Below are 25686 nucleotides of genomic sequence, written 5' to 3' on the forward strand. Positions count from 1 at the left end.
AATTATTGATTATTGAAATATTTATTGGACGTTGTCTTTGGGCCAGCATATCGCAACCACGCCACCGGCCAAGCTCAAGAAAAAGAGCACTTTGGCCGCCATGAACGCGACATCCACGTCACCGGAGACCCTTCCTCCGCCGGAGGCTGCGCCAGCGATACCGCCCAGTCCGATCAGTGCACTGAAAATTGAGATGGCCAGCAATATGGCGGCGAGTATTCCGAGTGTTTTACGCATGATGTAACTCCTGAATTGTTGGGTCTTCCATGGGGGATTCGGGTTATAGCGCTGGGCGCCGATCTGGGTGTTCGGCGTCGAAGCCTTGTTTGGGATGGGCGGGTAGTGGGTGGTCTTTCATGAGGTTTGGGAAGCGTAAGTTAGGGTTGGCATTTAGTTGCTCCCATAGGCCGGCATACAGTTCATGAAGTGTAGGATTTGGCTGATACCCAAAATTATCTATAGGTTGCGGTTGAGACGAAAATACTCCGCTGAGGTAACTTAATCCCGTGGAACTACCCAGTGAAGCCGCCCGTTGGTAGTAAAACAGTGAAAGGGGCATGTTCTGCTTGGCGTTTTTATAAAAACTTGCAGTTTTTGCTACGGCGTCAGGATTGTCCTGAGCACCCGCGCATCGGTAGTAAGGTTCAGCCATGTCATCATCCTGCTTATCCCTTGGGAGTCCAAAAGCGAAGTATTGGCCGATTTGAACCTGTGCTAACGGACTACCCAATTGCGCCGCCTGGAACATATAGGAACTCGCCATCCGATCCGACTTAAAAATACCTCTTCCGTTCTCGGCCACCACGGCCCAGTTGTAATAACCCAATGGTACTTTTAGCTTTACCATGCGCTCGTAGAGGTCAAGCATCTTGCCGGTGTTCTGCTCAACACCGGGTTGCCCTGGCCACCCGGTGCGATAGAGCGCCGCCATATTGTGCATGGCCTTCCAGTGATCTTTAGCGATGGCTTTGTCGTAAAGACCAACAATTGCTACCCAGTCTTTGACGCCTCGCACTTTCTCCAGAACGCGTGCCTGTTGAAACCAACTCTCGGCCTCCGCATCCAACGGCGGGTTGTGGTCTTTTTCATAGGCACAGGTAAAGGTTGGATAGGCCATAGCTGGAGTTCCGCCCAGCAAACTGTAAAGAACGATGCATAAAACAGCAGATTTAGCGGCAGCCACAGGTCCCTTCCAGTGTCGATGTGTCATGAATTAAGGGTGCCACATGACAAGTAAGTCATATTTCCGGTCTACGTTCTGGGTGTTCTGCGTCGAAGCCTTGTTTGGGGTGCGCGGGAAGTGGATGCTCTTTTATGAGGTTAGGGAAACGTAGTTGAGGGTTGGCATTAAGTTGCTCCCGTAGATCGGAGTAAAATTTGTAGAGTTTCTCATCTGGCTGGTAGCCGTAGTTATATATCGGCTGAGGGTGTTCCGCAAATACGCCTTGTAGGTTGTTTAGTCCGATAGTGCTGCCTAGTTCCGCGGCTCGTTGATAATAGAATAGAGCACGTGGTTTGTTTTTCTTCGCAGTATCATAAAAGCTAGCTGTTTTTTCTATGGCATCGGGATTGTCCTGAGCGCCTGCGCATCGATAATAACGCTCAGCCATGTCGTCATCCTGCTTGTCTCTAGGGAGCCCAAAAGCAAAGTACTGACCCAGCTGCACCTGTGCCATTGGATTACCTAGTTGTGCCGCCTGAAACATATAGGAACTGACCATCCTGTCTGACTTCATAACGCCTTGTCCGTTCTCAACAACTACGGCCCAGTTGTAATAACCCAGTGGCACCTTGAGCTTTACCATACGTTCGTAGAGATCTAGCATCTTGTTAGTGTCTTGTTCTACACCTGGCTGACCAGGCCAGCCGGTGCGATATAGAGCCGCCATGTTGTGCATAGCCTTCCAATGGTCTTTGGCGATGGCTTTGTCATATAGGGAAACGATCGCTCCCCAGTCTTTGACACCACGCACTTTCTCTAAAGCACGAGCTTGTTGAAACCAGCGCTCGGCTTCTGCATCCAGTGGTGGGTTGTGATCTTTTTCATAGGCACAGGTAAAGGTTGGATAGGCCATGGCTGGAGCTCCACTCAACAAAATAGAAAGAATGAGGGCACAAAAAGAAATGGATTTAGTCAACGGCTTTGGCATAAGGCGTCTCCACATCCCAAAAGCGAGTTAAATGAGCAGTTAAAGGTTCGTTTCTGCCTTTGTTTTCCCAGTTTTTGTCCATAATTTCATTCCATTTCTTGAAGTTGGCTGCCGCATCACACCGCCCCTTACCATCATTAACTGACTCCCCTACATGCAACTTCCACAACTCCTCCCGCCAATGCTTCGCCAACTCCGGATCTGGCGTAGCAACCCCCAGCTCCGAGTCGGTATGCAGACTCCGCGTATTGATATTCGCTGAGCTCAGCAAGCTGAAGACATCGTCCACCACCAGCAGTTTTGAGTGCACGTAGATGTCCCGAAAATAGGCCTGATCGCCTTTGGCTAGCGTGCCCCCAGGTTCTGGCGTGCAGGCAGTAAGCGTCGCGATGGCGACTTTGAGGCCAGGCAAATCCTTGAGGGTATAGGGTTTTGCATCATCCCCATCCTCCGATTTCGATTTGCTGAGTTCGGGGATGTCTTTTTGTTTGAGGCCGCCCATGCGTTCTTCCACTTCAGGGGTGACGCCCTTTTTTTCCAGCTCGGTGATCTCGCGTTTCAGCACTTCGGCGCGATTGAGCTGATTCCGTTGCACGTAGGCGTCATTGTGTGGGTGGGTTTCGAGCCAGGCCAATTGGCTGCGTTTACGCAGCATGTCTTCTGCCAGGCTCCGCTGGGCCTGGGGCATCAGTTGCTCCTGCCCCAGCTCCTGCAGGCTCGCATAGGTGGTACTGGAAAAGTCTTTGGAGTTCGGATTGTTGGTCACCACGAACACGTACAAGTCTTTGTCCCGGCCTTTGGCAATGTAAGCCGCTGCCAGTTCGCGCAACTGCCGGGAGAACGGCGGGTAGCGGAAGTACTGGTTCTCAAAGTAGACGTAGTCGCGCACGTTGCCCAACGCCTTGTGGTAAAGCTCCAGAATCGAAGTCTCGGCCCCTTCTTGCGGTTGTGTCCGGCAAATCTGCGCCATGCTCGTACCGGCGGCTTTGAAGTTGTCGGGTTTAATGGCTTGGCGCTGCGCCTGCATACCATCGTCAAACCATTTTTTGACCCAGGAAGTTTCTCGATCCCAGGCGGTCGTGAAGTTGTGGTTCAAGTCATGCAGGGCCGGGCCTTGTACCTTGGTGGACAAGTCCTGCCACGGCCCGAAACCCGGACTGCGCTGTGCGGCCTTGTCGTTGTACAAATGCGCACTGGTGTCCCAATAGTTGCGATGCATGTTGTGGCCCATGACGAAGCCAACTGCGGCCGCGGTATCTTCATAGTCCACCAACACCATTTTCTGGTGGTGGCTGGCGAACAGGGTCAACGCCAGCATGTGCGCGAAGTTAGTGTCTGGCGCTTCGCCTTGCATCAAGCGATAAAGGGTCGCGAGGCGTCCTTTTTCCTTGGCCATCTGCGGACCACGAATGGCGGCATTCAGTGGTATTTCGGTGGAGAAGTCACGGGTACGAAACTCGACGTTCTGCATACGTCCACCGTGGAGGCGGCTGAACCACTCCTGGGTGTATTCCTCATCTTCAGGTGAATACCCTGGAGCTCCGGAGCCTCTGAGTTTGTTGTAACCACCTTGCCCGTTCAGCTGGTTTTCCGTATCGAGCAGAATTGCCTGCAGCTCCTTTTCGCGCTGCTCGTAGCGATAACCACTGGTGCCATAGGCGGGGATTTCCCCGGCGCGAAGTTTGGTCAATTCATGTTGGTGAATCGTGCGGCGATACTCCAGGCGCTGGCGATCTTCGAGTGTCCGCTTGGAGCCGGCGCTTCCCTTGGCCAGGCCGGAGCCCATGGCAGTGCCACCAGAGCCTGCCAGGCCATCGCCAATGATGGTGTTTTCCACAAAGTTGGCCAGCGGGTTTTTCCAGATCAGCACGCGGGTTTTTACGCCGCTGCGACCTCGAACATCCAGCAGCTCACCGATGCGGTCGCCACCGGGCTTGAAACGCATCGCCGGGTCGAATCCCCAGCTGATGATTTCGACACTCTTCTGTGCTGACTGAATAGCATCGTAAACAGCACCGAACGCCTTATCACCATTGATCAACGGAGTGACCTTGATGCCGGCTCGCGGTGGGTACATCGCTTTGGTCGCGAACCAGTCCATGGTCAAGGCGGTGGAGTTGTGGTCTTTAGGCGTCAGCTGGATCACTTCTTTGCTGTAATCAGTCGTCATTCGATTGCTTCCTGCACTCAAAGGCTCTTCGGCTTGTTTGCCGGGTTCAAGGCCGCGGAACGGTAGTCATCCGTTGAGCCCAAGGGTTCAAGTTGATCCGCTTGCGCGTGGTAATCGCGATAGCCCTGGCGCGCCAATTGCTGGCTTTGCGAGGCTGCTTCGGCGCTTTCTTCCTTGGGTTCGATCTCGAAGCGATGACCGTTCACCAGTTCCACCGCGTAGGCCTGAGTGCCGGGGACGTGATCAAACTTGATCATGCCGTCTTCGCCGGTAAGGCCTTCCTGAATCACTGCGCCATCGGCGAACAGCGTATAGGGTTCGTCCTCGTAGCCAGGATGACCGGGAACCGCGCTGATCACTGCGCTGAGTTTGTGAATGACTTCCGGTGCCGGTTGCGACTCGCCACGTTCGGGTACTTCACCAGCCTTGTCAGAGGCGGCCGGCAACGGCACCAGTGGCAGGAGCGCGGCATTGCCAGTCCCGACACCAGGTGCTCCGCCGGCATTCAGTTTGATGACTGGCCCCACCACGGTTATGCCACCCGCATCCAGCTTGATGAAACTCCCTCCGGCTTTCACGGTGAGTTCCATGCCTGCTTCGATGACCATCTTTTGCCCGGCCTTGAGATGGATTTCATTACCGGCCTTCATCAATTGCGCGGTACCCAGTTTGATGTGTTGGTTTTGGCCAATCACCAAGTGATCGTTCGCTTTGACCTCAACCTTACGATCCGCAATCGTGGTCCGATGTTCCTCAGCCTTCAGTTCGGTGTAGGTGTTCTTCTCCACCGTGTCATGGCGTTCATTCCCGACGCGAATCTTCTGATCATGCTCAACGTTTTCATCCCAATCCCGCTGGGCATGGATGTAAATCTGCTCCGCCCCTTTCTTGTCCTCAATCCGCAGTTCGTTGTACCCACCGCCACCCGGTGAGCTGAGGGTTTTGAACACGCTGCGGGTTTTGTTCGCCGGCAGGTCGTAGGGGACCTGGTTTTCCTTGTGGTACAGGCAACCGGTCACCACGGGCTGATCGGGGTCGCCTTCGAGGAAGGTCACCAGCACTTCCATGCCGATGCGCGGGACGGCGATGGCGCCATAACGATCGCCGGCCCAACTCGAAGAGACGCGCATCCAGCAGCTGGTTTTGTCGTCAGCCAACCCTTCGCGGTCCCAGTGGAATTGCACCTTGATGCGGCCGTACTGGTCGCAGTGAATCTCTTCACCTTTGGGGCCGGTGACCATGGCGGTCTGGCTGCCGAGGACCCGGGGTTTCGGGTGTTGCAGGGCCGGGCGGTAGAACACGTCCCACGGCGTGGCGAGGAAGCGGTTGCGGTAGCCCTGGTGGAAGTCGTCCTTGTGGGCGGTGGTGTCGCTGGTGACCGACTCTTCGAGGACTTGCGGCTGTTTGCCTTCGTGGAAGATTTCAGTGAGCAGCCACAGGTCGTTCCACTCGCTGCGCGGGTGGTCGGAGAGTTCCAGGAAGTGGCCGCTGACCAAACGCGTCTGATCGCCTTTACCTTCGGCTTGCCGGTAGTCGGCGCGGTGGCGTTCGAGGGCGCGTTGGCTGAGGAATTTGCCGCGTGCGCGGTCGATGAAGCGGCCGGGGTAGTCGTAGTCTTCCAGGTCCGGCGCGTCGCTTTGCGTCTCGGGTTTGTAGGCGGACTCGAGTTGCAGGCGTGGTTTTTCGAAGTCGTAGTCGCGGCGGGTGACGCGGCCGGTGCGGGTTTCCAGGCGCAGTTTGAAACCTTTGATCACCGGCTCGTCGGCGACCATGCCGCTGCCTTGCACATAGGCCGTGGGCTGGCCGAGTTTCGGGAACACGGTCTGGTCGTCGCCGAACACCAGCTGATGGGCTTTTTCGCTGTGCTGGAAGTGGTAGTGAATGCCTTCTTCTTCGCACAGGCGCTGCACGAAATGCAGGTCGGTTTCGTCGTACTGCACGCAGTAGTCGCGGTCCGGGCACGGTTGGCTGAGCTGGAAGTTGTAGGCGTTGCCTTTGATGCCATGCTCGTCGAGGATCAGCGCGATGATTTTCGGCGCGGACATCTGCTGGTAGATGCGCTGGTTGGTGCGGTGATGCAGGTATTGCAGTTGCGGCACCAGGGAGATTTTGTAGCGGGTCAGGCGTTTGCCGGCATCGCCTTGGGCGATGCGGTAGATCTGGCCATGGATGCCACTGCCTTTATCGTCCATCGCGAGAAACGCCTGTTTGTGCAGCAGGGTTTCCAGGTCGAGGTCGGGGTTTTCGCTGACCAGTTCCAGGTCGAAGCGATATGGCTGGCTGATGCCTTCGGTGCCGGTGAACGACAGCACTTGAAGGTCGCCGACGTAGTCTTCGACAGTCAGGCTGAAATGGGTCTGGTTGGCAGGGCTGAACATCTCGGACTCCTTGAGGTGTTGCTCGTTCCATGAAGTACTGCGTCCACGCGAAGGCGTGAGCCAGAACCGTGCGGGATCATAAAGGTTAAAAGTTGCGCAAAAAGTTGCGCACATGGGCTGAGAGGACCGGCCTGTCTGCTCATACTGGTTTTGATACAAGATGTTTCTTGGCGGAGTGCTATCACTTTCTCCCTGAAAAGGGTGTTTTTTCAGGTTTGAAGCGTGATGGCAGGCCTGCTGAAGCATTAGAGTGGGCACCGCCCCAAGAGATATAAAAGGACCGGTACATGGCGCAGTTCTACGATGCACGCGGCAATATTTATGGCGTGGTATCTCCCGCAGCGGTGCGTCGCGCCGGTGTCGACCTGCCGACAACGGCTGGCCACGCCGCGTCATCCCGGACGGCCTGGAGCCGGCAATCGGTGGATGCATTCTGCGAATGGCCGTCGCATTCGCGGCCGGCCAATGCCAAGTCGCATCGCTGCGATGGCTTGCTGATCGGGCCGTTTCAAGACTCTCCACCGTTTGACCTGCTGATCGTCAACACCGACGGCACCCTGGCCGAGCGCAGTGGCAACGGGCTGACGATTTTCTCTCAGGCCTTGAGTGAGCAAGGGCTGCTGCCGAGGGACCAGGCTTGTGTGCTCAGGGTTCATCACGACAAGGCTGATGCGGTTTCACCGGTGGGCACTTCGGTGAAACCGGCCGAGATCGAGGGTGTGAAAGGCTTCTGGCTGGATTTGGGCAAACCCTCGTTCGGGGCGGACGCGGTGGGGGCTAAAGGGGTTGAAAGCGTGCTGTTGAACGGTCGCGACGTCAGCCAAGTGCAGTCGTTGTCGGCGCTCGATTCCGCCTGGTCTCGAAGCCAGTTCGTGCGCATCGGCAATCCACATTGTGTGACGCTTTTAGAAAGCGCCGATGCATTGCCAAGCAATGAGCAGATGCGCGAGCCGGGACTGTCCGAAGGGCTGACGCGTATCGCTTACGCCGTGCCGACCGGGGCAGGGGCGCCGTGTGCAGCTGGCGTGAATCTGCAATGGGCGATGCTTGAGTCAGAAGGGCGAGTCGTTGCGCGGGTATTCGAGCGCGGAGAGGGGCCGACGGCGTCGTCGGGCACCAGCGCCAGTGCGGTGGCTTGCGCGGCGTGGCGGGTGGGGTGGGTCAGTGCAGGGGAAGTGAAGGTGGTGATGCCTGGCGGCACGGCGCCGATTCTTCTGGAAGAAGAGCAGGGCGAGTTGAGTCGAGTCAGGTTGTTCGGTACGGCGCGGTTGATGGGGTGATTGTTAGATCGCCATCGCGAGCAAGCTCGCTCCCACAGGGGATTTGTGAACGACACAGATCCAATGTGGGAGCGAGCTTGCTCGCGATGAGGCAAGCTCAGCCAACGCAAAGTTCAGCTCTGATCGCCGAAGAACTCCACCACCGGCATCTGCCGCTTCATCAACACCTTGCCATCGCGCACCGAAAACAACGGCAGGCCCTGGCTGCGGATCACCTCGTAATCACTGTCCGCCGACAGAATCAGCAAATTCGCTGGCCGCCCGCGTTCCAGCCCATAACGATCACCCAGGTTCATGGCCTTGGCGCTGTTGTCGGTAATCAGGTCCAGCGCGCTTTGCAGGTTGCGGTAACCGAGCATGTGGCAGATGTGCAGGCCGGCTTCGAGCACCCGCAAGATATTGCCGTTGCCCAGCGGATACCACGGGTCGACGATCGAATCCTGACCGAAACACACGTTCATTCCGGCTTCGAGCAGCTCGTTGACACGGGTCACGCCACGGCGTTTCGGGAAGTTGTCGAAGCGCCCTTGCAGGTGAATGCTTTCGGTGGGGCAGGAGACAAAACTGATCCCCGAATGGCCGAGCAGGCGAAACAGTTTGGCGCAGTAAGCGTTGTCGTAAGAGCCCATGGCCGTGGTGTGGCTGGCGGTAACCCGTGAGCCCATGTCGCGGCTGCGGGCTTCTTCGGCCAGCACCTCCAGAAAGCGTGAGTGCGGGTCGTCGGTTTCATCGCAATGCACGTCCACCAGGCAACCGGTGCGCTCGGCCAGGTCCATCAGGAATTTCACTGAACTCACGCCTTGATCGCGTGTGTACTCGAAATGCGGAATGCCGCCGACCACATCGGCACCCATGCGGATCGCTTCTTCCATCAGCTCGCGACCGTTGCGGTACGACTCGATGCCTTCCTGCGGGAACGCAACGATCTGCATATCGATCAGGTGACGGCTTTCCTCGCGCACTTCGAGCATCGCCTTGAGCGCGGTGAGCTGCGGGTCGGTGACGTCGACGTGGGTGCGCACGTGCTGGATGCCGTGGGCGGCGAGGGTCTGGATGGTTTTCTTGGCGCGGGTTTTGGTGTCCTCTTCGGTGATGGTCACCTTGCGCTCGCCCCAGCACTCGATGCCTTCGAACAGTGTGCCGCTCATGTTCCAGCGCGGTTCGCCGGCGGTGAGCGTGGCGTCGAGGTGGATGTGTGGCTCGACGAAGGGTGGCACCACCAGGTTGCCGCCGGCGTCCAGATCATCGGGGCCCAGGGTCGGGGCTTCGGTCTGTCGGGCGATGTTGCTGATCAGGCCGTTTTCCAGGTGCAACTCATGCAGGCCATCTTGGTTGCGCAGGCGGGCGTTGATGATGTGCATCAGGCGAATCCTTTTATAGATCTTGTAATGGTGCGTTGGCAGTACGGGCACCCAGCACGCCGGTCAGTAACACATACGTTAACGCGGCAGCGGCAATCCCTACCAGCGGCGCGACCCACGGTGAACTGAACGCAGCAACGGTGCCGACTGCGTAAGCGGCCAAACCAGACCAGTTGAACGCCGGCAACCGGGCATCGGCCAGACGTGGGTATTGACCACGATAGCGGTAGAAGAAGTCCGCCATGATCACGCCGCCAATCGGCGGAATCACGGTGCCCAGCAGAATCAGGTAGGGCACCAGCATGTCGTACATGCCCAGCAGTGCCAGCAACGTGCCGATCACCGCGCCAGCCAGGGTCACGGTCTTGCGACGGCCGGTGCGCAGCAGGTTGCAACCGGCGACGGCGAAGTTGTAGATGGTGTTGTCCTGGGTGCTCCAGATATTGAGCAGCAACATCGCCATCGCCGCCATGGCGAAGCCTTGCAGCAGCAACACTTCGACTACGTCCGGTTGTTGGTACACGATTGCGCCATAGGCACCGATCAACACCATCAGGCCGTTGCCGATGAAGAAGCCGATCAGGCTCGCCAGCACCGCGACGCGTGCTGAACGGGAGAAACGCGTCCAGTTGGTCGCCTGGGTTGCGCCGCTGACAAAGGTGCCGAACACCAAAGTAATGGCTGTCGACCAGTCCAGTGTTCCCGTCGGGACTACCGCGAGCAAACCGTCGAGTCCGCCGACCTTCACCGTGGCGACCCACATCGACAGCATCAGCAGCAACATCATCGCCGGTACGGCGATGTACGACAGAATCTCCAGGCCGCGATAACCGACATACGCCGTTGCGCAAAACATCAGGCCGAACAGCACCATCAGCCCGAGAACGGTGCCCTCGCTCAATTCGAAATACTTGCCCAGCACCACGGCGGCAGTGGCCGTGCCCCAGGCGTACCAGCCGATCTGGGTAAAACCGAGGATCAGGTCGCTGAGCTTGCTGCCCACTTCACCGAAGCAAAAGCGTCCCATCAGTACCGAGTTCAGACCGCTCTTGAAGGCGATGTAACCCAGGCCGGCGGCGTAGATCCCCAGCAGCAGATTGCCGACGATAATCACCGCCATCATTTCGCCGAAACTGAACGCCACACCGAGCTTGCCGCCGGCAAACATGGTCGCGGTAAAAAAGGTGAAACCCAGCAGCACCATGGCCGTTGAGGCCAGGCCTTTGCGGGCATGCATCGGGACTTCGCTGAGGGGGTAATCGTTACCGGGATCGTTCTGCGTCATGGGGCGTTCCTTGCTCAATGGGTGACGTGGGAGCGTGTTGCAGTGGCCGTGCCAAGCGTGGGGAGGTGTAGTTATTTATAGCCGAGCGGGGGGATTTGGCTTGAGGAAGGGCGCGAAAGAGGTGCACCTGAAGGAACACAGAACCCATGTGGGAGCGAGCCTGCTCGCGAAAGCGGTTGAACATTCAACATTGAGGTCGACTGACCCGGCGCTTTCGCGAGCAGGCTCGCTCCCACAGGGGATGTTGGTTCTTTCAGGGGGATTTGTGTTGCGGTAAAAATCGCAGGAGCGCCGCGACGATCGCTTCCGGCGCATCTTCCTGAACCAGATGCCCTGCATTCGGAATCGCCTGGAACCGCGACCCCGGAATCATCTGATGCAACGCCTGCCCACGTTCAATGGGAATCCACTGATCGTCTTCCCCCCACAGAATCTGCACCGGGCAACGAATCGTCGGGTACAGCCCTTCGGCCTCACGTGTATAACGCTCATCCATCTGCGCGATCTGCCGATAGAACGCCGCTTGCCCCGGATCGCCGAGCCACGGCTGCACGTAACGCGCGAGTTCATGATCAGGAATCTCGCGCTTGATCGCCCCGCGAATATAGGTCGGCACAATCGCCCGCTGAATGTAATCGGGCAGACCACTGAATGCCGCCTCATGCTGACGCACATGCTGCACAAACGGCGAACCCCAGGGCGTCAGCGCCACGGGATCAATTAGCGTCAGGCTGCGGTAGTCCTTGCCGTTCAGCAGATGGGCCCGCAATGCGGTGGCGCCGCCGAAGTCGTGAGCGACGACGTCTGGTCGCTCCAGACCCCAGTGATCGAGCAAGTGAGCCAACAGGTCGTTCTGCACACCCAGCGACACATCGCCGTCGATTTTCTCCGATAGCCCATAACCCAGCAGATCAAAGTAATGCACCCGATGCGTGGTGATGAAGTGCGGCGCAATCCGGTGCCACACGTAAGAAGAGAAGGGCGTGCCGTGCACGAAGACCAACGGCGGGCCGTCACCCCGTACGGCGTAGCGAATGGAGCGCCCGTTGAAGCGATAGGTCTGAGGCAGCGGCCAGTCAGTCATTGGGGGTGTCCTCTTGGCGTGTTCGAGCCAAAAAGCATAGGCATAAAAAAACCACCGGTCTCGGTGGTTTTTTTGATCTATCGGTTTACTCGCCGTGATAGATGCAGCCGCTGGTGCACGTCTCGTGAATGCGGATCGCGCTGAGTTCCGGCAACAGAGGCTTCAATTCCTTCCAGATGAATTTGGCCAGCACTTCACTGGTCGGATTTTCCAGGCCAGGAATGTCGTTCAGGTAGTTATGGTCCAGGCGCTCATAGAGCGGCTTGAAGATCGCCTTGATTTCCGAGAAATCGCGGATCCAGCCCGTGTGCGGATCGAGGTCGCCGCTCAGGTGGATCGCCACTTTGAACGAGTGGCCGTGCAAGCGACCGCACTTGTGGCCTTCCGGTACGTGGGGCAGGCGGTGGGCGGATTCGAAGGTAAATTCTTTGAAGATTTCCACAGTGGTTTCAGCTCTGTCAGGTGGCGATCGCCGCGGCGATGTGGGCAGGCGGCGAGTTTAACAGTTTGCGTTTGGCGTTGCGGGAAAACACTGACTAAAGGGTCAGCAAGCGCTCCCCGAGGCGACCGCTGGCAGCCAGTTCGAGGAACTCATCGCCCATGCGACGGCTTTCATCCATCGTCGTGCGCCAGTATTTCTGCCGGCTCGGGGCATCGCCCATGAAGCGTTTGAAGTCGTTGCGGTCCGGGAGTTTGCCGTAGGGCAGGCGCGCCAGGTAATCCTTTGACGGCGCCAGCAACAGGACATCCTGCAAGCGCGCAGGGCAAGCGCGGCGCCACGGCAGGGTCTTGTCGAACCAGCCGGGAATGACCCGGTCGGTGAAATGCGGATAGAGCACGATGTCGTTGCCGCTGTAGGGCAGGTCGAGGTGATAGTCCAGCAGACCGCCATCGCGAAACGTCCCGGCACCGGCACCCGGCAGATCACGCACGCCTTCCATCACCATCGGGATCGAGCCCGACGCGAGCAAGGCCTGGCGCAGGTTGCCGGCATTCAGCGCAACGAAGCGCGAGGGGAAATCGTTGAGTGCATTGACCGGCGGTGCCAGACGCGGATCGTGAATGATCAGACGCTCGAAATGCCGCGACAGCCGCGCGCGACCGCGCAGGTTGTCGGCGATCACCGATGACAGGCCCAGCCCCAGTCGGCCGCGATGATCGTCCGCCAGCAGGCCGTGGCTTTTGACCACCATGATGTTCAGCCGGTAATGGACGTTGTCCAGAATCGAGGCATCGCGGCCGTCTAGCAACTCATCGAGCATGCGCCGGGAGCTCTGGCTGATCTGCGCCATGGTCACGCCCTTGGCGAAGTTCTGCTCGGTGTAGAGGTGACCGAGGCGGCGGATGCCTTCGGCGGCATCCGGCAGACACGCGCTGGCGAAGCGCCAGGAACCCACCGACGCTCCGATCAACGAGCGCTCCCGCGGTGCCGCCGGCAGCCATTCACCGAACAACGCCAGGTCCAGACCTTGAATCCCCAGCGCCTTGGGACCACCGGCGGCACCCGGCAGTGTGCCGACATCGGCGGCGCTCAAACCGTTTTCACGGATGCGCGCCAAGGCGCGAGGGCCGGCCTTGAGAGTCAGCGAGGGGAACTTGATGTGGATAGCGGTCATACCGGTCTCGAATGCAGGCAAGCGGGGGATTATAAACGCGTTCTGCAGGACCCACAGATACCCTGTGGGAGCGAGCTTGCTCGCGATAGCTGGGTGTCAGTCGACTTAAATGTTGAATGTGCCGCCGCCATCGCGAGCAAGCTCGCTCCCACAGGGTTTTGTGCAGTCCTGCGATGTCGTGTTGCCATCATCCAATGATGGCAATTCAGTTTCAATTAAGTTCGCCCCGTTAAGGTGCGCTCCGTAGGCAACACATAAAAAATACGGAGACACCCCATGAAAACCCTGACTGCCCTGTTCACCGCGTCCATCATCGGCATGACCGCCAGCATCGCCCACGCTCGCGACCTCGGTCCCGACGAAGCCCTGAGGCTGCGCGACGCTGGTACCATTGTGTCTTTCGAGAAGCTCAACGCCACCGCTCTGACCAAACACCCGGGTGCCACCATCACCGAAACCGAGCTGGAAGAAGAGTACGGCAAGTACATCTATCAGGTGGAATTGCGCGACCCTCAGGGCATTGAGTGGGATCTGGAATTGGACGCTGTCAGCGGGCAGATTCTCAAGGATCATCAGGATACGTAATGAAGGTAAATCTATGCACCAGAGGTCGAATGGCTCTGGCGCTTCTGGCTTTTTGCTCGGTGGTCATGGCCCGCGACCTGGATCAGGACGAAGCTCTGCGCCTGCGTCAGCAGGGCGTGATCCTGCCGCTGGAGCAGCTGTTGCAGCAAGCGCTGGACCGCTATTCCGGGGCCAAACTGCTGGAAGCCGAGCTTGAAGAGAAACACGACGTCTATGTTTATGAAGTCGAGTTGCTGACCACCGAAGGTGTGGTCCGCGAACTGGACCTTGACGCCACCACCGGCCAGTTACTGAAAGACAAGGAAGATTGATCGATGCGTTTGCTTCTGGTGGAAGACCATGTGCCGCTGGCCGATGAATTGATGGCCGGCCTCAACCGGCAGGGCTACGCTGTGGACTGGCTGGCCGACGGTCGCGACGCGGTGTATCAGGGCAGCAGCGAGCCTTATGACCTGATCATCCTCGACCTCGGCCTGCCGGGTTTGCCAGGGCTCGAGGTGCTGACGCAATGGCGGGCCGCTGGCCTGTCGACGCCAGTGCTGATTCTCACTGCCCGTGATTCCTGGGCCGAACGGATCGAAGGCCTCAAGGCCGGCGCCGACGATTACCTGACGAAACCCTTCCACCCCGAAGAGCTGCACTTGCGCGTCCAGGCGCTATTGCGCCGTTCCCACGGCCATGCCAACCAACCAACGCTCAAGGCTGCCGGACTGCACCTGGACGAAGGCCGCCAATGCGTGACCCGCGACGGCGCCGACATCCAGCTCACCGCCGCTGAATTCCGCCTGCTGCGTTATTTCATGCTGCACCCCGAGCAAATTCTTTCCAAAAGCCACCTCGCCGAACACCTCTACGACGGTGAAACCGAGCGCGACTCCAACGTGCTCGAAGTCCACGTCAATCACCTGCGGCGCAAACTCGGGCGCAGCGTCATCGAAACCCGTCGCGGCCAGGGTTACCTGTTCGGCGGGCAAGCCCAGTGAGGTCGATCCAGCGCCGCTTGAGTCTGGGGCTGATCAGCGTGATGGTGATCGTCGGCCTGGTGCTGGCGCAGACCAGCCTGTGGCTGTTCGAAATGGGTTTGCAGCGCTACCTCGAAGCCGGGCTGCGCAACGACAGCGAAAACCTGCTGGTGGCGCTGGTGCGTGGACCGCAGGGTTTGCAGCTGGATGAGCGGCACCTGTCGCCGGCCTATCAGCGACCGTTTTCCGGGCATTACTTTCGCATCGATTTTGCCGACAGTCATTGGCGTTCCCGTTCACTGTGGGATCAGGAACTGCCGCGCCTTGACCATCCCGGCCTGCACAGCAACCTGGAATTGGGGCCGGAAGGGCAGCAACTGCTGGTGCTGCGTTCGGACTATCGGCGCCTGGGCCAATCGATTTCCATCAGCGTGGCCCAGGATTACACGCCGGTGCGCGAGAGTTTCCAGCGCATGCGTCAAGTCGGATTGGGCCTTGGGCTGGCGGGACTGCTGCTGATTCTGCTGCTGCAACGGATTACCGTGCGCCGCGCCTTGCGCCCGCTGGAAAAGGCGCGTGAGCAGATCGCCCAGTTGCAGCAGGGCCAGCGCTCGCAACTCGATGACCAGGTGCCGGTAGAGCTTGAACCGCTGGTGGCGCAGATCAACCATTTGCTCGCTCACACCGAAGACAGCCTCAAGCGTTCGCGCAATGCGCTGGGCAACCTCGGCCACGCCTTGAAAACCCCGCTGGCGGTGTTGTTGAGCCTGGCCTCAAGCGAGAAGCTCGATGCGCAGCCGGAACTGCGCAAGGTCATTAAGGCGCAGCTGGAACAGGTCCAGCAGCGACTCAATCGCGAACTCAATCGCGCCCGGTTATCCGGCGATGCGTTGCCGGGGGCGTTGTTTGATTGCGATGCGGAATTGCCTGGGTTACTGGCGACGTTGAACATGATTCATGGCGAGCATCTGGACCTCAGCTACCGTGCCCCGGCCGGTTTACAACTGCCTTGGGATCGCGAGGACTTGCTCGAACTGCTCGGTAACTTGCTGGACAACGCCTGCAAGTGGGCGGATGCCGAAGTTCGGTTGAGCGTGGTCGAGACGGCCGAAGGGTTTGCGTTAAGTGTGGAAGACGATGGGCCGGGGATTCCCGAAGACCAGCGCGATCAGGTGTTCAGCCGGGGTACTCGGCTTGATGAACAAACGGATGGGCATGGGTTGGGATTGGGGATTGTGCGGGACATCGTCGATACGTGGGGCGGGGTGTTGCGGTTGGAGGAGAGTGAGTGGGGTGGGTTGAGGGTGGTTGTTGAGCTACCTCGGCGTTGAGGCTGAAAGTCACCCCTCACCCCAGCCCTCCCGAAACGTCGGACCGCCCCAGTGGGGAGAGGGGGAAAGGGAGCTGATCTCCAACGCTTTCAGATCCTGAGTTCGACTCGATATTTCAGGTCGCAGTATTTCTTATAAACAACTCGGTCAGTCCCCTCGCCCCTTTGGGGAGAGGGTTAGGGTGAGGGGTGGTTCTCAAACCCGAAACTGATCCATCAAACTCTGCTGCTGATTCGCCAGGCTATTGAGTGACTGACTCACCCGCGCCGATTCATTGGCCTGCCCCGACAGCGACTCCGTCACATCCCGAATCGTCGCCACGTTGTTGTTGATCTCCTCTGCCACGGCGCTTTGCTCTTCCGCGGCACTGGCGATCTGCAGGTTCATGTCGCTGATCACCGTCACCGCCTCACCAATCTGCCGCAATGCCGTCACCGCCTGACCCACCTGTTCGACACTGCCCTGAGCCTGACGATGGCTGTTGTTCATCGAGCCGACCACGTCCTGCGTGCCACTCTGCAACTGTTCGATCACCAGACGGGTTTCTTCGACAGACTCCTGGGTCCGGCGTGCCAGGTTGCGCACTTCATCGGCCACCACGGCAAAACCGCGCCCGGCTTCACCGGCACGAGCGGCCTCGATGGCGGCGTTAAGCGCCAGCAGGTTGGTCTGCTCAGCGATGGCTCGAATCACTTCCAGCACTGAACCGATCTTCTCGCTATTGGCCGCCAGGCCTTCGACTTGAACCATCGCCGCGCTCATGTCAGCGGCGAGGTTGTCGATGCTGGCGGTGGTGCGGTCGATCACGGTCAGACCGCGACGAGTGGCCTGATCCGCATCCCGCGCTGCCTGTGCCGCTTGCGCAGCGCTGCGAGCGACGTCTTGAGCTGTGGCGCTCATTTCGTGGGAAGCGGTAGCGACCTGATCCACCTGACGGTATTGCTGCTCCATGCCGGCGCTGGTCTGGGTGGCGATGGCGGACGACTGATCCGCCGTGCTGCGCGCGTCCTGCACCGAGCGTTTGACCTCGGCGATGATCGGTTGCAGCTTGTCGAGGAAGCGGTTGAACCAGCCGGCCAATTGGCCGAGTTCGTCCTTTTTGTCATAGGCCAGGCGGCGGGTCAGATCGCCTTCGCCGCTGGCAATGTCTTCGAGCATGTGCGCCACACCCAGGATCGGCTTGGTCACGCTGCGGGCCATCAGCCACACCAGCAACAGGCCAATCAACGCGGCCAGCACACCCAGGCCGAGTTCGACCAGGGTGCCGGCGGTGTTGCTGTCATCGAGTTGTTTTTTCAGCGCTTCGGCGGGGCCGACCAGGACTTTCTCCGGCACCTCGAGCAACACACCCCAAGACTTGCCACCGGGAATTGGCTGGAACGGTGACAGCACTTTGAGCTGTTGATTGTTGTGCAGGCTTTCGGTCTTGCTGCTGGCGGCGAGCATGCGGATCAGCTCGGCACCGTTGGTTTTGTCCACGGTGTCCAGGCGCTGGCTGAGCTTGCTGGCGTCCGGGCTGTAACCGGCCAGCAAACCGACCGGGCTGATGATGCTGACGTTGGTCTGACCGTCATAGAGCTTCTTGCTCGCACCCTGGCTGACGGCTTGCAGGCTGTTGAGGTTGATGTCCACCGACAGCGAAGCGATGACCTTGCCGTTGACCATCAGCGGGAAAACGATGCTGGTCATCAGCACGTTCTGGCCGTCGATCACGTAGAAGTAGGGTTCGATCACGCAGGGCTTGAGGGTCGTGCGCGGGCAGGTGAACCAGGCGTTGGCCGGTTCACCGCTAGGGCCGGTGCTGGTGTCGGCCATGTCGCTTTCAGGCAGCGCCATCGATGTCACCTTGCCCGGTGTCGGCTGCGACCAATAGAGCGCGAAACGACCCTTGTCGTTGCTGCCCAGTTCGGCCTGGCCGGCGAACAGATCGTCCTTGCCGTCCAGCGCGTTGGCTTCGAACACCAGGGACAGACCGAGTAGGTCCGGGTTGGCTTGCAGGGCCGACTTGACCTGACGCGTCAGGTCTTCACGCAGGTCAAAGGCATCGAGGAAGCGCTTCTCGGCCTGGTCGCGCAGGAACAGCACTTGACGCGAAAAGCCGTGGCCATATTGATAGGCGTCCATGAACTGCTGGCGAATCCCCAGCGCCTGGTTTTCACCCTGGGATTCGATCCGGGCCTGGGCCGCTTCGGTGAGCATCTCCATGCTGGATGCTTTCACCAGCGCGGAGCTGTGCTCCATGCGATACAGCGAAAGACCCACCAGCAGGGTCACGATGCCGGCCAGGCACAGCCCGGCCAGCAGGGTGATTTTCCATTGAATGGAAAGTTGTCTGAGCGACATGGAGACGTCCTTTATTCGATAAATATCTGAGACTTTGCACTGTAACGGCCGCCATTCGGCTTTCTTTATGCGGTACACCGAATATCGAGTCACACAAGCCTGTAGCAGCTGCCGAAGCCCCTGTGGGAGCGAGCTTGCTCGCGATGACGGAGTGTCAGTCGACATTTGTGTTGCCTGATCCACCGCTATCGCGAGCAAGCTCGCTCCCACAAGGGCATCACCAGCGGCAACAAGGGATCGTGATCGCTTTGACAAGGCGTTGATGCTGCGGCACAGTGCGCGCCCTCTAATAAAACCCTCTCATTTAAACCGCTGGCGGCTCTTTGCAGACTGCCGGCCGGACTCTTTCCGTTTGCCTTGAGGTAACGATGATTAATGCTGTAATTGCCGCGGTCGGCGTCATGCTGATTCTCAGCCTGTCCCGCGTGCACGTAGTAATCGCGCTGATCGTGGGTGCCCTGGTGGGTGGTTTGACCGGTGGCCTGGGCATCGACGCGACACTCAAAGCCTTCAACAGTGGCCTCGGTGGCGGCGCGACGGTCGCGTTGTCCTACGCATTGCTCGGCGCTTTCGCAGTGGCCATTGCCAAGTCCGGCCTGGCGCATGCCCTGGCAGACAAAGCCTTGCTGATGGTTGACCGCCAGCACGCCAGCGGTGGCCGTCAGGTCAAATGGCTGTTGATCGGTTTGCTGTGGGTGGTGGCCATTGCTTCGCAAAACATTCTGCCGATACATATCGCCTTTATTCCGCTGCTGGTTCCGCCGCTTTTATATGTGCTGACCAAGCTGCAACTGGATCGCCGGTTGATTGCCTGTGTCATGACCTTCGGCCTGATTACGCCGTACATGTTCTTGCCCGTGGGTTTCGGCAACATCTTCCTGAATGAAATCCTGCTGGCCAACGTCGCCCGAAGCGGGGTGGACATCAGCGGCATCAACGTCACCCATGCCATGGGGATTCCGGCCTTGGGCATGGTTGTCGGGCTCGCGGCAGCGTTTGTCAGTTACCGCAAGAAGCGTGTCTACGATCTGGAAAAGATCGAGCAAGTCGAACAGGTCGCGGTGCAGTACAACCCGCTGAGCCTGATGGTCGCCGGTCTGGCCATCGCGGTGGCGTTCATCATTCAGCTGTTGCTGGATTCGATGATCATCGGTGCGCTGGCAGGCTTTCTGATTTTTTCGGTGTCGGGGATCGTGAAGTGGCGTGAAACCGACGATCTGTTCACCGAAGGCATGAAGATGATGGCGATGATCGGTTTCATCATGATCGCCGCCTCCGGTTTTGCCGAGGTGATGAAAGCCACCGGTGAGGTGCAGACACTGGTCGAAGCCTCGGCTTCGTGGATCGGCCACAGCAAAGGCATTGGCGCGTTGCTGATGTTGTTGGTCGGACTGTTGGTGACCATGGGCATCGGTTCGTCGTTTTCCACAGTGCCGATACTCGCCGCGATTTTTGTGCCGTTGTGCGTACAGTTGGGTTTCAGCCCGATCGCGATCGTGTGCATCGTCGGCACTGCCGGCGCCTTGGGTGACGCCGGTTCACCAGCCTCTGACTCGACCCTCGGCCCGACCTCGGGCCTGAACATCGACGGCCAGCATCACCACATCTGGGACACCGTGGTCCCGACCTTCCTGCACTACAACCTGCCACTGCTGGCGTTCGGCTGGGTGGCGGCGATGGTTTTGTAACCACACACTCCCTTGTGGGAGCGAGCTTGCTCGCGATGACAGTGGCCCATTCAATATTAATGTGACTGACCGACCGCTATCGCGAGCAAGCTCGCTCCCACAGGAGATCAGTGTGACCTTTGCTCAACTTTTGATCCGGCGTGCCGTTAAAGCCTTTAACCACGCCAATAAAATCAAAAGAGTGAACCGTCATGCGCATGAGCCTGAAGGCTAAAGTCCTGTCCCTTGCCGTCCTCCCGGTGTTGCTCTTTGCGCTGGTCATCAGCCTGACCACATTGTTCATTCTGCAGGAGCAGGCCCGCAAGGAAGTCGAGGAAACTCGCCAGCGCTTGCTCAGCGATGCCAAGGCAACGCTGCAAAGCTACGTCGCGGTGGCCATGACCACGATCAAACCTCTTTACGATGCGGCCGCCCCCGGTGATGACGCGGCGCGGGCCCAGGTGGTCAAGCTGCTGTCGAGCATCACCTACGGCAAGGACGGCTACTTCTTCGGCTACGACTCCAACACCGTGCGCCTGTTCAAGGCCAACAGCCCCGAAGGCGTGGGCCAGAGCTTCAAGGACAACCGCGATCCGAACGGCGTCTACGTCAACCGCGACCTGGTGAAAGTCGCCAAGGACGGCACCCACTATCTGCAATACAGCTCGACGTTGCCCGGCAACACCCAAGTGCTGGTGCCGAAACTCGGCTACACCGAATACCTGCCGAAGTGGGACATGGCGGTCGGTACTTCGGTCAACCTCGACGGCATCGAAGCCCAAGTGGCACTGGTCGAAATCAAGGTCCAGGAGCGCATGCAGGGCGTGGTGCTGAGCATCGTCGGGATTGCCGTGGTGGTGCTGTTGGTGATTGCCGCCGCCGGGATGCTGCTGGCCAACACCATCTTGCGTCCGCTGAACCTGATGAAAGCCAACCTCGATGACATCGCGGCGGGCGAGGGCGACCTGACGCGTCGCCTGACCATCACCAGCCAGGACGAACTCGGCGAACTGGCCGGCTCGTTCAACCGCTTCGTCGACAAGATCCACGGCCTGGTGCGCCAGATTACCGAAATGACCTCGCAACTGACCGGGCTGGTGAATCAGGTCTCCGATCAGGCCCAGCGCTCGGATCAGGCCATGGAGCGTCAGCGTCATGAGACTGATCAGGTCGCCACGGCGATCAACCAAATGTCCGCCGCTGCTCAGGAAGTGGCGAAAAGCGCGCAAAACGCCGCAGTGGCTGCCCAGCAGACCGACGAAGAAGGCCAGGCGGCCAAGCGTGTGGTGGCCGGCAGCATTGTGAAAATTCATGCGTTGGTGGACGACATTCGCAGCAGTGGCGTGTCTCTGGACAGCCTGCAAAAAGACGTGTCGTCGATTGTCAGCGTGCTCGGCGTGATCCGTTCGATTGCCGAGCAGACCAACCTGCTGGCACTCAACGCCGCCATCGAAGCCGCCCGTGCCGGTGAGGCCGGTCGTGGTTTTGCCGTGGTGGCCGACGAGGTTCGAGCGCTGGCCAGTCGTACGCAAATCAGCACCCAGGAAATCCAGGGCATGATCGATCGCTTGCAGGCCGGCACCCAATCGGCCGTGGAAGCGATGCGCCGTTCGAGCGAGGCCGGCGACGGCACGTCGGCTCAGGCCAACGAAGCGGGGGCATCGCTGGACACCATGGCCCAGCTGATCGGCACCATCAATTCGATGAACGCGCAGATCGCCAGCGCCGCCGAAGAGCAGACCGCCGTGGCCGAAGAGATCAACCGCAGCGTGCATCAGATTGCCGTGGCCGTGGACAGCGTTGCCGATGAAACCCAACTCGGTGCCCAGACTTCCCGCAGCCTCGCCGATCTTGGCCAGCGCTTGGGCAAACTAGTCGGGCAGTTCCGTATCTGACACCCCGAAGAACCTGTGGGAGCGAGCCTGCTCGCGAAAGCGGTCTGTCAGTCACACAGATGTAGTCTGTACCGCCGCTTTCGCGAGCAGGCTCGCTCCCACAGGGATTGTGGTGTTCAATCCTTGATTAACAGACATTACGGCCTGTCCCAGTAAGGCACCGCGCCGAAGCATTCCACGAAGAAATCAATCACCGTCCGAACCTTCACCGACAACCGTCGGCTGCCGGGCCACAGCACCGCAATCTGCTGCGGCTCCAGGCTGTTGGACACCTGATACGCCCCGAGCACCGGCACCAGCGTGCCGTTGCGCACCGCTTCACCAATCAGCCACGACGGAAACATCACCAGCCCCAAGCCTTGTTCGGCGGCTTGGGTCAGGGTGTCGGCGTGGTTGCCGGTGATCGGCCCCTTCACCGACCAGGGCGTCCAGTCCTGCTGATCCTTGCGAAAAAACCAGCGTTGCTGACCGGTCGCGCCCTTGTAGGCCAGGCACTGATGCGCGGCCAGTTCTTCGGGATGTTGCGGCGTGCCGTGACGTTCCAAATAGGCTGGGCTTGCGGCGACTTGAAAACGATGGGGCGCCAGAATGCGCGCCTGCATGCTCGAATCGTGCAGCGGGCCGATGCGAAACAGCAGGTCGGCGCCTTCCTGCAGCGGGTCGACGTAGCTGTCGGTCTGCTGGATATCCAGTTGCAGTTTCGGGTAACGCTCGCAGAGCTGCCCCAGCCACGGCGTCAGGTGTCGCTGACCGAACACCACTGGGGCGTTGATCCGCACCAGTCCGCTCGGTTCGCTTTGCTGTTCCTGCAGCGCCTGTTCGGCCTCCTCGAGTTGCACCAGCACCAGCCGCGCGTGATGACCGAGCATGCGCCCGGCTTCGGTGGGCGAGACGGCGCGGGTGTGGCGATACAGCAATTGCTGGTTCAGGGCTTGTTCCATCAATTGGATCTGCCGGGAAATCGAAGAGGGTGCCAGGCCCTCGCGGCGGGCGACTTCGGAAAAACTGCCGTGGTCCAGCACCGCTACAAACAGCCGAAGTGCCTTGAATCCCAGTTCGTTGAGGCCATGCATGAGGAATCCTGCTGTGCGAGTTGCGCAAAAGTGTTGTCAGGATGCTCCCATTTATCGCAAAGGACCGCCAGCCGATAATGCGCGCCATTGTTCTCACTGGCAGGTTTTCGTTATGCACACTTCTTCAATCGACGACGTGGACGTTGTCGCCACGCCGACCACTCAACCCGGGCCGCGACTGTTGCTGCTGCCGCTGGTGATTCTGGCCGGCATGGGCCTGTCCGTGGAGGCTGGTTTGCTCGGGCCGCTCGGGGTTCAGGTCGGGCACCTATGGGCGACCTTGAGCATCTTCGGTGTCGGCTCGGCGATTCTGTTTTTGCTGTTGCTGTTCAGCGGTCCGCAACAGGGACCGGCCTTGAATGAGCTGCCGCGCTGGCAGTTGATCGGCGGGTTCCTGGGGCCGATGTACGTGATCGTGCTGACCTTGGCCACGCCGCACATCGGCATTGCCATGACCATGATCGCGATCCTCTCCGGGCAGGTCGGCAAAAGCGTGTTGATCGACCACTTCGGCTGGTTCGGTGCCACCCGCAAAAAGGTCAACGGTGAACGTTGGCTGGCCTTGCTGCTGATTGTCGCGGCACTTGTTCTGATCGCTCGGGGTTGATGATGAATCTGATTATTTTGTTGGCGGTGGTCGTGGCGGCCGGTGCGGTGTTGAGTGTCCAGGCGGCGATCAATGGGCGGTTGGGCGAAACGGTTGGCGTGTTGCGCAGCAGTTTGTTGACCTTCGTGGTCGGTGCAGTGACCACCGGGCTGCTGATCCTGTTTTTCGAGCCGGTCCATGCCGTGAGTTTGCTGGACGTGCCGAAATGGCAGCTCAGCGGCGCACTGTTCGGGGTGGTGTACATGATGGTGATGGTTGGCGCGGTGCCGCGGGTAGGTACGGCGGTGGCGACGGTGGCGGTGATCGTCGGGCAACTGGGGATGGGGATGTTCATCGATAACTTCGGCTGGCTGGGCAACCCGGCGATCGAATTGTCCAGCAGCCGGATACTGGCGATGGTGTGTCTGGGGCTGGCGTTGGTGTTTATGTATCGCAGCAGTACCCGGCAGGGCTGACGCAAGCTCCTACACTGGTGGTACGGGTCGCATGTGCGAAACCCGGACGACCACAACCAATGGAGTCAGACTCATGATCGACAGTGAAAGTATCTGCGACTGCCCCAAATGCTCCTGCAAACTGGGCGAACATCCGATCGCGCGCCACGGCAAGCACTATTGCTGTGAAGCCTGTGCCAAGCACCACGAACATGGCGAAAAATGCGCCAGCAAGGGCTGCAAGTGCGCCCAGCGCTGACCACTCATCCAAAAAAAGTGGAGCCTCATCGGGCTCCACTTTCATTTCAATTTGCCGGCCGCCACTTGACGTTTTCTACGCCGAACTTCTCCGCCATCGGCTTGCTGGTTTTTTGCACCTTCTCTCGGCCGAAGCGAGGGATTCGTCCGACCCCCGCGTCGCAACTTGCCCAATGCCAAGCCTCCGCGTTATCCATCTTGTCCAGGCGGATGATGAAAGACTTGGGCGCGCCATGAAGGGTGTATTCAATGACGAAAAGTTTTGCGTTGTTCATAAAGCCCATATTCCTCCCTGTGGTAATACAAAGATCGCTGGGGATACGGAAAATTCAGTCGAATTGTCAGATGGAGGCCGCCAGTGGCGACGAGGCCGGTGGCTCGTTACCATGCAATCTCTGAAACCCCCAATGATTGCTGCCCATGGCCCTTGCCGCCCCCCCAGACCTGAGTGACACCGATGTGCCCGTGCAACCGCTGGCGCGCGCCTATCCGCGCGGCTTGTACATCGAGCCGCATGAGCATGTCAGGGGGCAGTTGCTGTATGCAATGAGCGGGGTGATGTGGGTCGAGACGCCCCATGAAGCGCTGGTGGTGCCGCCGCAACGAGCGGTGTGGCTGCCGCCGGGTGTGCCCCACGGGATTCGCGTGGTTTCGGATTTACAGATGCGCAACATCTACTTGCGGCCCTCATTGGCGGCGACGCTGGACGACACGGTTCAAGTGATCGAAGTCGGCGGACTGCTGCGTGAGCTGATCGTCGGGTTGGTGGAGCAGGGCGACGATGGCGCGCCCGAGTATTACGAAGCGCTGGTCGGCCTGGCGCTGCTGGAGCTTAGGCGAGCCAGGCGCTCGCTGCTGAAAATCCCGTTGCCGGATGATTCTGACCGCCGCCTGATGAACCTGTGCCAGGCGGTCATGGCCGCGCCATCGCTGGACATTGCCTTCGAACAACACGCTGAAAACGCCGGTGCCAGCGTGCGCACCCTGGCGCGGTTGTTCAAGGACGGTTTGGGCATGGGCTTCGCCGAATGGCGGCGTCAGGTGCAACTGGCAACGGCGGTGGCAGAATTGATCCAGGGCGTGCCGGTCAGTGCAATTGCCCGGGAGTTGGGCTATTCGCCGAGCAGTTTCAGCGACATGTTCCGTCGGGAACTGGGCGTCGCGCCTTCGCAATTTTCGGCGAGCCAGCATCAGGATTGAAAGCGCT

At 59.3% G+C, this 25686-nt stretch carries 24 protein-coding genes and 1 pseudogene; 11 read left to right on the forward strand and 14 right to left on the reverse strand.

Annotated elements, in window-relative coordinates; genetic code table 11:
* Nucleotides 1-21: 21 nt before the first annotated feature.
* From ACA056_RS08975 to ACA056_RS08995, 5 genes are read right to left on the reverse strand one after another with little or no spacing between them, the layout of a single operon-like run.
* Nucleotides 22-237, reverse strand: a complete 216-nt coding sequence (locus ACA056_RS08975; protein WP_497272031.1) for a hypothetical protein — start codon at nt 235-237, stop codon at nt 22-24.
* Between the two features lie 43 nt (nt 238-280).
* On the reverse strand, nt 281-1183 hold the full coding sequence (locus ACA056_RS08980) for a tetratricopeptide repeat protein (RefSeq protein ID WP_497272033.1): 903 nt from the start codon (nt 1181-1183) through the stop codon (nt 281-283).
* Between the two features lie 55 nt (nt 1184-1238).
* Nucleotides 1239-2150 (reverse strand): tetratricopeptide repeat protein, encoded by a 912-nt coding sequence (locus tag ACA056_RS08985; RefSeq protein WP_497272035.1) that lies wholly within the window; start codon nt 2148-2150, stop codon nt 1239-1241.
* On the reverse strand, nt 2131-4320 hold the full coding sequence (locus ACA056_RS08990) for a phospholipase D-like domain-containing protein (protein ID WP_497272037.1): 2190 nt from the start codon (nt 4318-4320) through the stop codon (nt 2131-2133). The genes ACA056_RS08985 and ACA056_RS08990 overlap by 20 nt, the downstream gene beginning before the upstream one ends.
* Nucleotides 4321-4337: 17 nt before the next feature.
* Complete coding sequence (locus ACA056_RS08995) at nt 4338-6698, reverse strand: type VI secretion system Vgr family protein (RefSeq protein ID WP_497272038.1); 2361 nt, start codon at nt 6696-6698, stop codon at nt 4338-4340.
* 287 nt (nt 6699-6985) lie between these two features.
* Here ACA056_RS08995 and ACA056_RS09000 point away from each other — a divergent pair, with 287 nt between their 5' ends.
* Nucleotides 6986-7978 carry a diaminopimelate epimerase gene (locus tag ACA056_RS09000; RefSeq protein WP_497272040.1) on the forward strand — a complete coding sequence of 331 codons (993 nt, stop codon included), beginning with the start codon at nt 6986-6988 and terminating at the stop codon, nt 7976-7978.
* Nucleotides 7979-8091: 113 nt separating this feature from the next.
* On the opposite strand, the gene codA is transcribed toward ACA056_RS09000, so the two are convergent.
* From codA to ACA056_RS09025, 5 genes are all read right to left on the reverse strand, one after another.
* Entirely contained in the window at nt 8092-9339 is a 1248-nt protein-coding gene (codA, locus tag ACA056_RS09005) for a cytosine deaminase (protein ID WP_497272042.1), read from the reverse strand.
* 13 nt (nt 9340-9352) lie between these two features.
* Complete coding sequence (codB, locus tag ACA056_RS09010) at nt 9353-10624, reverse strand: cytosine permease (protein WP_046056058.1); 1272 nt, start codon at nt 10622-10624, stop codon at nt 9353-9355.
* A gap of 253 nt (nt 10625-10877) precedes the next feature.
* Nucleotides 10878-11708: an alpha/beta fold hydrolase gene (locus tag ACA056_RS09015; RefSeq protein ID WP_497272044.1), complete on the reverse strand. Its 831-nt coding sequence runs from the start codon at nt 11706-11708 to the stop codon at nt 10878-10880.
* An 85-nt stretch (nt 11709-11793) separates the two neighbouring features.
* On the reverse strand, nt 11794-12150 hold the full coding sequence (gene queD, locus ACA056_RS09020) for a 6-carboxytetrahydropterin synthase QueD (RefSeq protein ID WP_008152165.1): 357 nt from the start codon (nt 12148-12150) through the stop codon (nt 11794-11796).
* Between the two features lie 94 nt (nt 12151-12244).
* Nucleotides 12245-13324 carry a patatin-like phospholipase family protein gene (locus ACA056_RS09025; RefSeq protein ID WP_497272047.1) on the reverse strand — a complete coding sequence of 360 codons (1080 nt, stop codon included), beginning with the start codon at nt 13322-13324 and terminating at the stop codon, nt 12245-12247.
* A gap of 276 nt (nt 13325-13600) precedes the next feature.
* Between ACA056_RS09025 and ACA056_RS09030 the strand changes: the two genes are divergently transcribed.
* Genes ACA056_RS09030 through ACA056_RS09045 form a run of 4 tightly spaced genes read left to right on the forward strand, consistent with a single transcriptional unit; the run spans nt 13601 to nt 16202 of the window.
* The gene (locus ACA056_RS09030; RefSeq protein ID WP_347805834.1) at nt 13601-13909 is read left to right on the forward strand and encodes a PepSY domain-containing protein; all 309 of its coding nucleotides are present in this window, start codon (nt 13601-13603) and stop codon (nt 13907-13909) included.
* A complete protein-coding gene (locus tag ACA056_RS09035) occupies nt 13909-14220 on the forward strand; it encodes a PepSY domain-containing protein (protein WP_497272049.1) in 312 nt (103 codons plus the stop codon). Before ACA056_RS09030 ends, ACA056_RS09035 begins: the two co-directional genes overlap by 1 nt.
* A 3-nt stretch (nt 14221-14223) precedes the next feature.
* Nucleotides 14224-14892: a response regulator transcription factor gene (locus ACA056_RS09040; protein ID WP_102616735.1), complete on the forward strand. Its 669-nt coding sequence runs from the start codon at nt 14224-14226 to the stop codon at nt 14890-14892.
* Nucleotides 14889-16202: a sensor histidine kinase gene (locus ACA056_RS09045; RefSeq protein WP_497272052.1), complete on the forward strand. Its 1314-nt coding sequence runs from the start codon at nt 14889-14891 to the stop codon at nt 16200-16202. The genes ACA056_RS09040 and ACA056_RS09045 overlap by 4 nt, the downstream gene beginning before the upstream one ends.
* A gap of 195 nt (nt 16203-16397) precedes the next feature.
* Here the strand turns inward: ACA056_RS09045 and ACA056_RS09050 are convergent, their stop codons facing one another.
* A complete protein-coding gene (locus ACA056_RS09050) occupies nt 16398-17153 on the reverse strand; it encodes a methyl-accepting chemotaxis protein (RefSeq protein WP_403145802.1) in 756 nt (251 codons plus the stop codon).
* A gap of 102 nt (nt 17154-17255) precedes the next feature.
* Nucleotides 17256-18710: pseudogene (locus ACA056_RS09055) on the reverse strand (methyl-accepting chemotaxis protein); the annotation flags it as partial.
* 206 nt (nt 18711-18916) lie between these two features.
* Here ACA056_RS09055 and ACA056_RS09060 point away from each other — a divergent pair.
* Nucleotides 18917-20233 (forward strand): Na+/H+ antiporter family protein, encoded by a 1317-nt coding sequence (locus ACA056_RS09060; protein WP_177327859.1) that lies wholly within the window; start codon nt 18917-18919, stop codon nt 20231-20233.
* Between the two features lie 197 nt (nt 20234-20430).
* Complete coding sequence (gene ctpM / locus ACA056_RS09065; protein ID WP_497273505.1) at nt 20431-22107, forward strand: methyl-accepting chemotaxis protein CtpM; 1677 nt, start codon at nt 20431-20433, stop codon at nt 22105-22107.
* 137 nt (nt 22108-22244) lie between these two features.
* On the opposite strand, the gene ACA056_RS09070 is transcribed toward ctpM, so the two are convergent.
* On the reverse strand, nt 22245-23180 hold the full coding sequence (locus ACA056_RS09070) for a LysR family transcriptional regulator (RefSeq protein WP_497272054.1): 936 nt from the start codon (nt 23178-23180) through the stop codon (nt 22245-22247).
* A gap of 112 nt (nt 23181-23292) precedes the next feature.
* Between ACA056_RS09070 and ACA056_RS09075 the strand changes: the two genes are divergently transcribed.
* The 3 genes from ACA056_RS09075 to ACA056_RS09085 all read left to right on the forward strand — a co-directional run bounded on the left by ACA056_RS09075 (nt 23293) and on the right by ACA056_RS09085 (nt 24480).
* Complete coding sequence (locus tag ACA056_RS09075) at nt 23293-23787, forward strand: DMT family transporter (RefSeq protein ID WP_497272056.1); 495 nt, start codon at nt 23293-23295, stop codon at nt 23785-23787.
* A complete protein-coding gene (locus ACA056_RS09080; protein ID WP_497272058.1) occupies nt 23787-24242 on the forward strand; it encodes a DMT family transporter in 456 nt (151 codons plus the stop codon). Before ACA056_RS09075 ends, ACA056_RS09080 begins: the two co-directional genes overlap by 1 nt.
* Nucleotides 24243-24315: 73 nt before the next feature.
* Nucleotides 24316-24480 (forward strand): metallothionein, encoded by a 165-nt coding sequence (locus tag ACA056_RS09085; RefSeq protein ID WP_347806082.1) that lies wholly within the window; start codon nt 24316-24318, stop codon nt 24478-24480.
* 46 nt (nt 24481-24526) lie between these two features.
* Here the strand turns inward: ACA056_RS09085 and ACA056_RS09090 are convergent, their stop codons facing one another.
* The gene (locus tag ACA056_RS09090) at nt 24527-24754 is read right to left on the reverse strand and encodes a DUF6555 family protein (RefSeq protein ID WP_008152143.1); all 228 of its coding nucleotides are present in this window, start codon (nt 24752-24754) and stop codon (nt 24527-24529) included.
* Nucleotides 24755-24899: 145 nt separating this feature from the next.
* On the opposite strand from ACA056_RS09090, the gene ACA056_RS09095 reads away from it, so the two are divergent.
* Entirely contained in the window at nt 24900-25679 is a 780-nt protein-coding gene (locus ACA056_RS09095) for an AraC family transcriptional regulator (protein ID WP_497272061.1), read from the forward strand.
* Nucleotides 25680-25686: the final 7 nt, after the last annotated feature.

Source organism: Pseudomonas sp. LBUM1666 (genome assembly GCF_059695775.1).

Bases quoted from the DNA above. Each gene is read 5' to 3' on its own strand.
- ACA056_RS09080 (WP_497272058.1), top strand. From the start codon at position 23,787: ATGATGAATCTGATTATTTTGTTGGCGGTGGTCGTGGCGGCCGGTGCG.
- ACA056_RS09035 (WP_497272049.1), top strand. From the start codon at position 13,909: ATGAAGGTAAATCTATGCACCAGAGGTCGAATGGCTCTGGCGCTTCTG.
- ACA056_RS08985 (WP_497272035.1), bottom strand. From the start codon at position 2,150: ATGCCAAAGCCGTTGACTAAATCCATTTCTTTTTGTGCCCTCATTCTT.
- ctpM (WP_497273505.1), top strand. From the start codon at position 20,431: ATGAGCCTGAAGGCTAAAGTCCTGTCCCTTGCCGTCCTCCCGGTGTTG.
- ACA056_RS09085 (WP_347806082.1), top strand. From the start codon at position 24,316: ATGATCGACAGTGAAAGTATCTGCGACTGCCCCAAATGCTCCTGCAAA.
- ACA056_RS09015 (WP_497272044.1), bottom strand. From the start codon at position 11,708: ATGACTGACTGGCCGCTGCCTCAGACCTATCGCTTCAACGGGCGCTCC.
- codB (WP_046056058.1), bottom strand. From the start codon at position 10,624: ATGACGCAGAACGATCCCGGTAACGATTACCCCCTCAGCGAAGTCCCG.
- ACA056_RS09090 (WP_008152143.1), bottom strand. From the start codon at position 24,754: ATGAACAACGCAAAACTTTTCGTCATTGAATACACCCTTCATGGCGCG.
- codA (WP_497272042.1), bottom strand. From the start codon at position 9,339: ATGCACATCATCAACGCCCGCCTGCGCAACCAAGATGGCCTGCATGAG.
- ACA056_RS09070 (WP_497272054.1), bottom strand. From the start codon at position 23,180: ATGCATGGCCTCAACGAACTGGGATTCAAGGCACTTCGGCTGTTTGTA.
- ACA056_RS08975 (WP_497272031.1), bottom strand. From the start codon at position 237: ATGCGTAAAACACTCGGAATACTCGCCGCCATATTGCTGGCCATCTCA.
- ACA056_RS09030 (WP_347805834.1), top strand. From the start codon at position 13,601: ATGAAAACCCTGACTGCCCTGTTCACCGCGTCCATCATCGGCATGACC.
- ACA056_RS09025 (WP_497272047.1), bottom strand. From the start codon at position 13,324: ATGACCGCTATCCACATCAAGTTCCCCTCGCTGACTCTCAAGGCCGGC.
- ACA056_RS09040 (WP_102616735.1), top strand. From the start codon at position 14,224: ATGCGTTTGCTTCTGGTGGAAGACCATGTGCCGCTGGCCGATGAATTG.
- ACA056_RS08990 (WP_497272037.1), bottom strand. From the start codon at position 4,320: ATGACGACTGATTACAGCAAAGAAGTGATCCAGCTGACGCCTAAAGAC.
- ACA056_RS09095 (WP_497272061.1), top strand. From the start codon at position 24,900: ATGGCCCTTGCCGCCCCCCCAGACCTGAGTGACACCGATGTGCCCGTG.
- ACA056_RS08995 (WP_497272038.1), bottom strand. From the start codon at position 6,698: ATGTTCAGCCCTGCCAACCAGACCCATTTCAGCCTGACTGTCGAAGAC.
- ACA056_RS09075 (WP_497272056.1), top strand. From the start codon at position 23,293: ATGCACACTTCTTCAATCGACGACGTGGACGTTGTCGCCACGCCGACC.
- ACA056_RS09000 (WP_497272040.1), top strand. From the start codon at position 6,986: ATGGCGCAGTTCTACGATGCACGCGGCAATATTTATGGCGTGGTATCT.
- ACA056_RS09050 (WP_403145802.1), bottom strand. From the start codon at position 17,153: ATGGAGCAGCAATACCGTCAGGTGGATCAGGTCGCTACCGCTTCCCAC.